The organism is Shewanella sp. (genome assembly GCF_051658185.1).
Lineage (GTDB): Bacteria > Pseudomonadota > Gammaproteobacteria > Enterobacterales > Shewanellaceae > Shewanella.
In genome coordinates, this window is sequence record NZ_JBOFMC010000095.1 from 1 (window position 1) to 10,409 (window position 10,409).

Here is a 10,409-nt window from a genome sequence, read left to right on the forward strand (position 1 = left end):
TGCACCACTTCACCGTCAAAGATATTTCTCAGTCCCATCTGCCGAGCCACAGCCTCATTGCGCGGCCGGGACAACACCTCAAAAGGCGCGCCCTGTTGGAGCATTTGCCCTTGGCTTATCAGCATCATCGAGTCGGCCAGCAGTAAGGCCTCATTTAGGTCGTGGGTGACCATGATAACCGGGCACAATAGCTGCTCCTTGAGCCGCGCAAGTTCGAGGTATAAGCGCTCGCGCGTTTCACGATCGACCGCCGAAAAAGGCTCATCCAGTAACAATACCGACGGCTCACGGGCGAGCGCCCGGGCCAGCGCCACTCGTTGCCGCTGGCCACCCGATAAATGCGCCGGTAATCGGTCAGGTAAGCCCTGTAAATTGACCCGCTCTAACCAAGACTTTGCCCGCGCAATACGCTCTGCCTTGGGGAGATGATCGAGCCCTGCGACCACGTTTTCCAGGGCAGTAAGATGGGGAAATAGGCCAAAATGCTGCGGCATAAAGCCGATATGGCGTTGCTGTGGACTCAAGGCAATCCCGGCCTTATCGTCAAACCACGGCGTATCACCAAATTGAATGTGCCCCGCATTCGGATGGCTTAATCCCGCCACCATTCGCAGTAACGTGGTTTTGCCGCCGCCTGAGGGCCCAACGACCGCCAGCACCTGCCCCGCCTTACAACAAAAATCGGCATTGAGCTTAATGTGTTTATGATTGTGGACCCGGCAATGCAGATCAGCGATGATTTGTGCCACCCTGACCTCCTAAACGCCGGGATAAACTGGTCGTCAACGCGAGAGCGGTGATCGCAAACAATAACAATACTAATGACATAGTACCGGCCGCGCTAAAGTCGAAGGCCTGTACACTGTCATAAATGGCGATCGAAATCGTCTTAGTCTCGCCCGCAATATTGCCGCCCATCATCAGCACCACGCCAAATTCGCCGAGCACATGGGAAAAACTCAATACGAGGGCCGTCAGCACTCCAGGCCACACCATTGGCAGTTCAATCTTCAGCAAAATCTTAAAAGGACTCATGCCGCAACAGGCGGCGGCATCGCGCACATCATGGGGCACACTTTCAAAGGCGCGTTGAATGGGTTGCACGGCAAAGGGAATATTCACCAACACAGAGGCGAGCACTAACCCCGAAAAATGGAACACTAACTGCTGGCCGGTGAGCTGCTCAATCCATTGGCCAAGCCAGCTCTGACTCCCAAGCCCCACCAGTAAGTAATAACCAATGACGGTCGGTGGCAACACGAGGGGCACCATGATCAGCGCCTCCACCCAAGACTTGCCAACAAATTGCCGATAGGCCAAGGCTCTGCCGGCCAAAATGGCCAAGGGGATCAACACGAATACTGTGATGCTACTGAGTTTTACGGATAACCAAAGCGCCTGCCAATCCATTGCGTCCCTTACTGTTGTGGCAAACCAAAGCCATATTGACTCAATACGGTGCGGGCGGCATCTGACTGAAGATATTGATAAAAACGCTCCGTCGTTGAACTTGCCTTAGGCATCAACGCCATACGTTGTCCCAGCGCGCCATGCAGATCTTCGGGCAAGGCAACATAGCGGCCTAATGCTTGAAATTGCGGGGTGACGGCAAGCGACAGCGGGATAATTCCGCCCTGAGTCGAACCACTCACGGCAAACTGAGCGGCCTGAGAGGCATTTTCGCCAAGGATCAATTTAGGCCGGATGTCATCCCACACGCCCAGCTTCATCAACACTTCGCGGGCGCGCTCGCCATAGGGCGCATGCTCGGGATTGGCGATCACAAACCGTCCAAGCTGCCCCGACGCCAGTAGCGCCTTAAGCCCGGCAAGCTGGGCATCCAAACTGAGCGGAGAAGATTTAGGGGCGACGATCGCTAAACGGCCGATGGCATATTGCACCCCTTCGCCCTGAGTCAACCCGAGTTTATGCAACTCGGCAATATAGCGCTCGTCGGCGCTAAGCAACATTTCAAAGGGGGCGCCATGTTGAATTTGCGCGACAAAATTCCCCGATGAACCATAGGACACCCGCAGCCGCAGGCCCGTTTCGGCGGTAAAATTGCTCAGAATATGATCGAGGGCAAACTTGATGTTCGCCGCCGCCGCAATGGCGGGGACCGGAGCGTCGGCGCGGCTCGCCCAAGGCGTGAGCGCCAGCAGGCCGCTCACTAACACGCCAATAAGAGGGAAATATCGAAGCACACGCGCCATAACGTTACACCTTGAATAAATAACCGAGTCTGGAGAGCGAAGCGAATCTTAAGCGCCCTTGTGCTGCCACAACTGCGCGGCCTGCTCATCGGCATCCTTAGCTTCGACCCAATTTTTACCTTGAGCGCCCGCCTCTAACTTCCAAAACGGCGCTTTGGTTTTTAAAAAGTCGATTAAAAACTCACAGGCAGCAAAGGCGGCCTTACGGTGAGCGCTGGTGACGCCGATAAACACGATTTGTTCACCAAGGGCCATCGTGCCGACGCGGTGGATCACTGTCACCTTGTTGAGCGGCCAGCGGCTGCGCGCCTCTTGCACTATGCCCTCAAGCACAGCTTCAGTCATGCCCGGATAATGCTCAAGGGTTAAGTCCGTCACTTCAGCACCATCATTAAAGTCGCGCACTTTACCAACAAAGGTCACCACAGCCCCATCGCTGTCATCTTGGGCGAGTAGCTGATACTCATCGGCAACATTAAAATCAATTTGTTGCACTCGCACTGCGGGTAATTGACGCATATCAGCCTCCGGTCACGGGCGGGAAAAAGGCCACTTCATCACCGTCTTTAACGGCGGCATCCCATTGGCTCATGGTTTGATTAACCGCCACCAGCAACTTATCAGAGCTTAACACCTTGGCCCATTTTTCATCTGTGGCGGCTAAGGTCGCGCGTAAGCCTTCAGCGGTTTGTGTGTGCTCGGTGGCCTCAACGCTGACTTTAGCGGTGCCCAATAATTCTCGCACTTGGGCAAAAAACAACACATTAATCATTATCTTCTCTCGTCTTTTATCCGTTAACACTGAAACTTGGCTAACGCAACTGGCAACGCGTGCCATGGGGGTAGTCACCCCCTTAACCGTTAAACCTTAAGTTATTAAACCTTAAGCAGTTAAACCTTAAGTTATGAAACCTTAGGCAGTTAAACCTTAAAGTGTCCCGATTTGCCGCCGCGTTTTTCAAGCAAGCGGACTTGGGAGATCACCATGTCCTTTTGTACGGCTTTGCACATGTCATAAATCGTGAGCGCCGCGACACTGGCGGCGGTGAGGGCTTCCATCTCGACCCCGGTTTTGCCGGATAATTTACACAAGCTCGTGATACGCACACGGTTATGTTCGACCTGAGCCTCGAGCTCCACTTCAACCTTAGTGAGCATTAAGGGGTGACATAGAGGGATCAAATCGGCGGTTTTTTTGGCAGCTTGAATACCGGCAATCCGCGCGGTGGCAAACACATCGCCCTTATGGTGGCGACCGCTCATGATCATCTCGAGCGTACTGCTCGCCATCTCAATAAAAGCTTCGGCGCGGGCCTCGCGCTCCGTGATCGCCTTTTCGGTCACATCGACCATATGGGCATTTCCGTCGGCATTGATATGGGTAAATACATTACTCATTAAGGGGTTCCTTTAAAATACACGCTAATTGAGCAGCGGCAACAGCGCCGATATCCGCGCACCTTAAGGCAAGTGCCAAGGGAGCATCCGGCGCGAGAGCCTTGCCTAACCGCCTATCGAGGCAAGATGCTGAGTCACACCGGTAATGCCTTGATGCAGATAATGGGTTTCTTTCTTGTGCGCTAATTGACCTTGGAGTCGCTCAATTAATTCCGCTTTTTGCTCAGGATGTTGCAGCAAATCACGCAGGTCGACACCTGACTCAGTAAACAAACACAAATGCAGTTTACCCTTTGCAGACACCCGCAAACGGTTACAACTGGCACAAAAGTTTTGAGCATAGGGCATGATAAGGCCAATGCGCCCCAGGTAATCTTGATGGCTGAAGTTTTGCGCTGGGCCATCGGAGGCGCTAGGCGCATCAAATTGCCAGCCATCTGCCAGTAACTGCGCCTTGATATCGGCGCCGGCGAGATGATGAGCCTGAAAATAGTCCCGACCAAGGCCGGTTTCCATCAGCTCAATAAAACGCAAGTCGATGGGAGTATGCTTAATCCACTGTAAAAAACGCGGCAAATCTTTATCGTTTAATCCCTTAAGCAGCACCGCATTGATTTTTACCCGCTCAAATCCGGCCGACAATGCAGCATCAATGCCGCGCATCACCTCATCGAATTTGTTTTCACCGGTGATCTGGTAAAACATTTTGGGATCTAAGCTATCGACCGAGACATTGATATGGCGTAAACCAGCATCAAACCATTCCTTGGCATGCTTTTCGAGGCGATAGCCATTGGTTGTGGTCGCCACCGTCCTGATCTTAGGATTATCGGCCACGATCCGGACGATATCGGTAAAATCCTTGCGCAGCGTCGGCTCACCACCGGTGATCCGAATTTTCTCGGTGCCCACTTCGCTAAAGGCGGCAACGAGATTGGCGATTTCATTGAGGGATAAGAATTGCGGCTTACCACTGGGGTGGTAGCCATCAGGCAGACAATAACTGCATTTGAAATTACACACGTCAGTGACTGACATGCGTAAATAGTGAAACTTCCGACCAAAACTGTCTTGTAATTGAGACATGATCACCTTTCCAAAGTGTGGGAGGTGAGTGCATTTCTTTACTCACCCCGGTGGCATTATTACCACGGCTACACCTCCATATCTGTTTGACGTAGGCAGGTGTGCTCGGAGAACCGTCAACTTCGATTATAGGCCGAATCTTGCGGCCAACTATACCCCTAAACAAGTATTTCTTGGGCTCGATCACCCTAGCGTGAACAATATGTGACAGTGCTCACCCAAAGATTTGCAGCAATTTAACTAAAACAGCCGTGTCTCAGGCTGTGCCCTCTGCCCATTTTAAGGTAAGGTGAGCGACAGTGATCAAACAAGCGTTTACAAACTACAACACCTGATAACAATCGGGGATAAAGCGAAGGAAGAGGTAAACAGATGGAACGCGAATCAATGGAATTCGATGTTGTTATCGTTGGCGCAGGGCCTGCCGGCCTTGCCACGGCTTGCCGGCTCATGCAAATCGCGCAGGATTCAGGGACCACCATCAGCGTATGTGTCGTCGAAAAAGGCTCTGAAGTCGGTGCACATATTCTCTCAGGCGCCGTTTTCGAAACCAAAGTGCTTGATGAACTGTTCAGCGATTGGCGCGAACAGGGCGCGCCCATCACCACCGCCGTCACGGCGGATGAAATCTATCTACTGAGCTCCGCCACCGCCAGCCGTGTCATGCCCAATGCCTTAGTGCCAAAAACCATGCACAATCAAGGTAATTACATTATCAGCGTGGGTAATCTGTGCCGCTGGCTTGCCAGCCGCGCCGAAGCCTTGGGCGTTGAAATCTTCCCCGGCTTTGCGGCCAGTGAATTGTTATTTAATGACGATAACAGCGTAAAAGGCATCGTCATTGGCGATATGGGCATCGGTGCCGATGGTCAGCCTAAGGACAGTTACATGCCCGGCATGGAGCTGCATGCAAAATACACGGTATTTTCCGAGGGCTGCCGCGGCCACCTCGGCAAACAATTAATTGAAAAATACCATTTAGACCAAGGAAGAACGCCGCAACATTACGGACTTGGCTTTAAAGAAATCTGGAAAATCCCCGCCGCACAGCACCAACTTGGCAAAGTGGTCCACACCGGTGGCTGGCCGCTCACCGATGGCGCCTCGGGTGGCGGCTTCCTCTACCATATTGAAGATAATCAAGTCGCGGTTGGGCTCATTATCGATTTAAATTATCAAAATCCACACCTCAGCCCATTTGATGAGTTCCAGCGCTATAAAACCCACCCAGCCATTGCCCAATATTTAACGGGGGGCGAGCGCCTTAGCTACGGCGCACGAGCCATCGCTAAGGGCGGCTTAAACTCATTACCCAAAATGAGCTTCCCCGGTGGTTTGATCATAGGTTGCAATGCCGGCACCTTAAATTTTGCCAAAATCAAGGGCACCCACACCGCCATCAAGAGCGGGATGATTGCCGCCGACACCCTAGCCCAAGCGATGATGGCTGAGGGGCAGTCCGGTAAAGATCTTGACCATTATCAACATCATTTTGAACAGAGCTGGCTATATCAGGAGTTATATCAGTCGCGCAACTTTGGCCCGGCCATGCACAAATTGGGCACCGTCCTGGGTGGGGCATTTAACTATATCGATCAAAACTGGTTCGGTGGTCGCCTCCCCATCACCCTGCGTGATGAACGGCCGGATTACGCGCAAATGGCCAATGTGAGCACCTATAGCAAGATTGATTACCCTAAACCCGATGGTAAATTGAGTTTCGATAAGCTTTCTTCAGTCTATCTATCAAATACTTACCATGAAGAAGATCAACCCTGCCATTTACGCCTAAAGGATCTTAGCATTCCGCTTGGCAGCAACCTTAGCCAATTTAATGAGCCCGCCCAGCGTTACTGCCCTGCCGGCGTATATGAAATTGTTGAAGCCGCAGGTCAGCGCAAATTTGTGATCAATGCGCAAAACTGTATTCACTGCAAAACCTGTGACATTAAAGATCCCAGTCAAAATATCACTTGGGTGACCCCAGAAGGTGGCGGCGGCCCCAACTATCCTAATATGTAAGCCCTAAAATGCCTCAGGCGCCCACCAGGGCGCCTGAGTTTTATCGGCTTTCATCACGCCGCCCGCAACAGCCTAATGTCAGCTATTGATTAAGCACCACCTGATTGCGACCGGCCGTTTTCGCTTGATATAGGGCTAAATCGGCACGTCGAACTAAATCCTCAGCCGATTCTTGGCGCTGTAACTCGGCCACCCCAATACTCGCCGTAATCGAAATGTGGATACCATTGACCTTAATTTCTCGCTGGGATATCAGGCTGCGCAGCTGCTCAGCAAATTCAGCGGCATGGCTTAAATCCATCTCAGGTAACAAGATTAAAAACTCTTCGCCGCCCCAGCGACATAGCACATCCTCAGCTCTCAGTTGGCCGCGCAGTAGATGACTCACGGTTTTTAAGACCAAATCTCCCATGCTATGGCCGTAGTTATCATTAACCTTCTTAAAATGGTCGATATCGAGCAACACTACGGCAAGGGGAGTGTTGGCTAATTTGCCCTTGGCTAATGCTTGCCCAAAAAACTCCTCAAACACTTGGCGATTCGCGGCGCCAGTTAATTTATCGGTGGTGGCCATGATCTCGAGTTTTCGTTGATAGCGACCTAAGGTCATATTTGAGATCAACAGGATACCTATGGTGACCACTAGGCTTAGGGCCAAGTTACCCCAAAAGGTATTGAGCAGCGCCTGCTCCTGTGGAGCGTCTTCCTGTTCAACAATCAAATACCATTTAAATTCAGGCACAAGGCGGCTATTTAAGTACACGGTTTTACCATTTCGCTGATAGCTAAATGCCGCGCTCGGACTGGTTAAGATCCGTGTAGCAAGCTGATCTAACCCCGGGGTATTTTGCAAAGAATCGGCACCTTGATACTCATCTCCACGCAGGGTGATATTGCCCTGACGATCGGTAAAAAATACCCGGCGGTTATAACGCTCTTGGTAGAGCTCGATAAGCGCTTTGACCTTTTCCACCGCGAGGCCAACGCCCGTAACACCGATAAAATTACCATCAAAATCAAAAACTTTATAGTTAACAAATACGGTGGTTTTGCTCCTATCCGCAGTGTCGGCATCAATGTTCACCTCAAATGGCTCAGTGGGAGGTAAAGAGCGCACCCTAAAATACCACGCATCATTCACCTCAACGTCTTGGATCTTTTTTAATATGCCGGTGGAGTGGTAATAGTTGCGGCTATGTTCAGACACAAAAAAACTGGTGATGGTGCCATATTTATCTTGGATTTCCTTCAGGTAACGGATGAGCTTGTCGGGATCCTGCTCGCGGTTTAGCGTCCAATCTCGCACAAAGGTATCCTGCGCCATCAGGGAGGAAATAAAAATCGGCCGCAACAAATCCTGTTGAATTTCAGAGTAAATATTATCACTGGTGAGCGGTAAGGTATTACCTTCTATCTGCTGGCTCAGGGAATCATGGGCAACTTTGTAACTGATGCCGCTGGTCACTAAAAATGCCACCAGCAACAATATCGACAGTAACCAAATAAATTTCTTTTTATCATTCCAAACGTGATTGCCCATGCTTTACTCCAACGACACCAAGGCACTTTGAGCCGCTTTTGGTTGTTAACCGTTTAATGCGCAAATGTTAACTTAAATCCCGCCGTTACTGCACAACATTTCATCAAGTGACTGTTCGATAATAAAATCACTTTATTTTGCGCAAAAAAATGCCCCGTTGAGGAAACGGGGCTAGGCGGACTCGCTAACCAGTAGAGTCACCAACCAAAGTGGGAGCAACGCACCAAAAGCATAAGAACACCGGCTCTTTGTGACTGCCGCTAAGGTAGCGGATGAAAATGACAGAAAAATGACTTCGCCCGCCGCTTTCCCTATTAATTTCCCTGCCGCGCCTCTAAGTAGCGCCTGAGCGCATCTCCGGGAATTGAGCTGTCGGTGGCGACCGCAAACGCTGCCCAAATCGCCCCTTCCGCCATGGCCTCGGTGATCGATTGACCAAGGCACAGGCTGTGGATCAAGCCCGCCGCATAGGCATCGCCTGCACCGGTGGTATCGACCACTGTAGCAGGCACAGCTGGCACATGTTGCACTTGATCGCCTTGATATACCGTTGCCCCATGGATGCCATCGGTCACCACAAAATACCGCAGGGATGCCCCGCCAATGCTGACGCCATATTCCCAGGATGGTACATCACATCGCCCCTGCATATCGCTCACCGAGGCGAGTAACACATGACAGGGCCGAGGCCGATCATCTTTGGCCAATTGCGCCACCACCAAGCAATGCGCTAATGCGGTTTTAGCCCAACTCACTGTGCCCTCGGCAGAGGTATTAAAATACAGTGCATCCCACGACGGCCACTTCGGCGGGACTGATAGCTCAAATACAGGCCTTTGGGGACGAATAATCGTGCGCTCGCCATCGGGGGTCATCACTAGCAACATTTCACAGGTATTGCCCTCGCGCCGCTGCACGAGGCGACAATCAAGGCCTTGGGTGCTCGCCTCTGCGATGACCCAGTCGCCCATTTTATCCCGGCCCACTTGGCTGACAAGAGCCACCCGATGCCCGGCCCACACCAGCCCCAGCCCGGTATTGGCCCCGCCGCCACCGAGCCGCTGGCCGCCATCTTGGTAATGAAAGCGCCCTCCGGTTTGTAAGGGTTTATCCAGCAACAAGATCCGATCACAGTTGAGATTGGCAACCAGTAAAATATTCGCCATTGCAAGGCTCCATGGCGCGCACAACACCTGCGCGCTATCGACAAAGAAAGTGACCCCAATCTAGATCAAAAACCCTATCGACACAATTTAATCCCTGTTTATATCAGTAAATTACGCAAATGCTCCGGGCGATAAACGCACGCGTTTTCGCGCATGGTAAGCAAAGGCGTCCCGCGCACACATGAGATTTACCCGCGGCAACTGGCGGGTAAACAACGAAAGGAGGTGATGAATATCACGCTAAGAAAGGGCGCTAGCGAGCCGGACACGGCAAAGAGTGGGTGATAAAAAGAGTATGACAAAGGCAGCGCATTACAGGATCACTGCATCGCTGCCCATAACCGCTTACATAGGGCTCAAGGGCGACAGGGTGGCAAATTTTACCTCTAAGCGCCAATCCGCAATGCCAATTTCCGAAGGTTGCCAGCTGTCATCGACCCATTCATAGAGTAAGCCAGGCTCCTCCTGTGCATTGACCAAGAGCCGACGGCCATCCTGTAGCACTAAGGTGTAATCTAAGCCCTGAGCATCGACACTTTCTATCGCCCCCAAGACAGCATGATGAATCGCTGCAATCGCACCGGTCGCCTTCACGGCATCGCCCGCTTTCGCACCGCTGTAAAATCGTAAGGTTTCGTTGTTAGCGGGCTTATGAAATACAAATTGCTCGGTCACGCCCACGACGATAGATGGATCAAGTTCATACCAGGCGGGTATCCATAATGCGTTAATAGTCATCCCGTTATATCCTGCATAATAATTTTACGGACCCGATCATTCTGCCTTAAGCTCGAGCGATAAAATACTCTCTCAAGATAAAATAATTGAGAAGCGCAGTGATTTTAAGGCTATTTTTGCAAGGGGTTAGCGCAACTGCCCCCAAGTAATGGGCCCAAGATAACGTATTGGTGCGCAGCTTAAGGCTGATGGGGCTAACCTTAGCACGAGGATAAAACTCACCGCCACTGAGTTAACTGATACTCG

11 protein-coding genes and 1 riboswitch are annotated in these 10,409 nt (G+C 51.5%); of the genes, 1 reads left to right on the forward strand and 10 read right to left on the reverse strand.

Translation table 11 applies throughout. The features are described from left to right. From ACRCZA_RS04075 to moaA, 7 genes are all read right to left on the reverse strand, one after another. Window positions 1-749, reverse strand: a 749-nt coding sequence (locus ACRCZA_RS04075) for an ABC transporter ATP-binding protein (RefSeq protein ID WP_438673200.1), incomplete at its 3' end; no start/stop codon positions are given. Further along, window positions 730-1,410 carry a molybdate ABC transporter permease subunit gene (gene modB, locus ACRCZA_RS04080; RefSeq protein ID WP_438673201.1) on the reverse strand — a complete coding sequence of 227 codons (681 nt, stop codon included), beginning with the start codon at window positions 1,408-1,410 and terminating at the stop codon, window positions 730-732. The genes ACRCZA_RS04075 and modB, both read right to left, overlap by 20 nt. An 8-nt stretch (window positions 1,411-1,418) precedes the next feature. Continuing rightward, window positions 1,419-2,213: a molybdate ABC transporter substrate-binding protein gene (modA, locus tag ACRCZA_RS04085; protein WP_438673202.1), complete on the reverse strand. Its 795-nt coding sequence runs from the start codon at window positions 2,211-2,213 to the stop codon at window positions 1,419-1,421. Between the two features lie 48 nt (window positions 2,214-2,261). After that, window positions 2,262-2,732 carry a molybdopterin synthase catalytic subunit MoaE gene (gene moaE / locus ACRCZA_RS04090; protein WP_438673203.1) on the reverse strand — a complete coding sequence of 157 codons (471 nt, stop codon included), beginning with the start codon at window positions 2,730-2,732 and terminating at the stop codon, window positions 2,262-2,264. Window position 2,733: 1 nt separating this feature from the next. Then, window positions 2,734-2,985: a molybdopterin synthase sulfur carrier subunit gene (gene moaD / locus ACRCZA_RS04095; protein ID WP_438673204.1), complete on the reverse strand. Its 252-nt coding sequence runs from the start codon at window positions 2,983-2,985 to the stop codon at window positions 2,734-2,736. A 149-nt stretch (window positions 2,986-3,134) separates the two neighbouring features. Further along, window positions 3,135-3,611 (reverse strand): cyclic pyranopterin monophosphate synthase MoaC, encoded by a 477-nt coding sequence (moaC, locus tag ACRCZA_RS04100; protein WP_438673205.1) that lies wholly within the window; start codon window positions 3,609-3,611, stop codon window positions 3,135-3,137. A 105-nt stretch (window positions 3,612-3,716) separates the two neighbouring features. Beyond that, window positions 3,717-4,697 (reverse strand): GTP 3',8-cyclase MoaA, encoded by a 981-nt coding sequence (gene moaA / locus ACRCZA_RS04105; protein ID WP_438673206.1) that lies wholly within the window; start codon window positions 4,695-4,697, stop codon window positions 3,717-3,719. Next, window positions 4,685-4,820: riboswitch (molybdenum cofactor riboswitch) on the reverse strand. It overlaps the preceding gene by 13 nt. A gap of 249 nt (window positions 4,821-5,069) precedes the next feature. Between moaA and ACRCZA_RS04110 the strand changes: the two genes are divergently transcribed. After that, window positions 5,070-6,719: an electron transfer flavoprotein-ubiquinone oxidoreductase gene (locus ACRCZA_RS04110; RefSeq protein WP_438673207.1), complete on the forward strand. Its 1,650-nt coding sequence runs from the start codon at window positions 5,070-5,072 to the stop codon at window positions 6,717-6,719. A gap of 82 nt (window positions 6,720-6,801) precedes the next feature. On the opposite strand, the gene ACRCZA_RS04115 is transcribed toward ACRCZA_RS04110, so the two are convergent. The 3 genes from ACRCZA_RS04115 to ACRCZA_RS04125 form a co-directional block, all read right to left on the reverse strand. Further along, entirely contained in the window at window positions 6,802-8,259 is a 1,458-nt protein-coding gene (locus ACRCZA_RS04115; RefSeq protein ID WP_438673208.1) for a sensor domain-containing diguanylate cyclase, read from the reverse strand. 314 nt (window positions 8,260-8,573) lie between these two features. Beyond that, window positions 8,574-9,425, reverse strand: a complete 852-nt coding sequence (locus ACRCZA_RS04120; RefSeq protein ID WP_438673209.1) for a PfkB family carbohydrate kinase — start codon at window positions 9,423-9,425, stop codon at window positions 8,574-8,576. Window positions 9,426-9,770: 345 nt separating this feature from the next. Further along, on the reverse strand, window positions 9,771-10,163 hold the full coding sequence (locus ACRCZA_RS04125; protein WP_438673210.1) for a hypothetical protein: 393 nt from the start codon (window positions 10,161-10,163) through the stop codon (window positions 9,771-9,773). Between the last annotated feature and the right edge of the window lie 246 nt (window positions 10,164-10,409).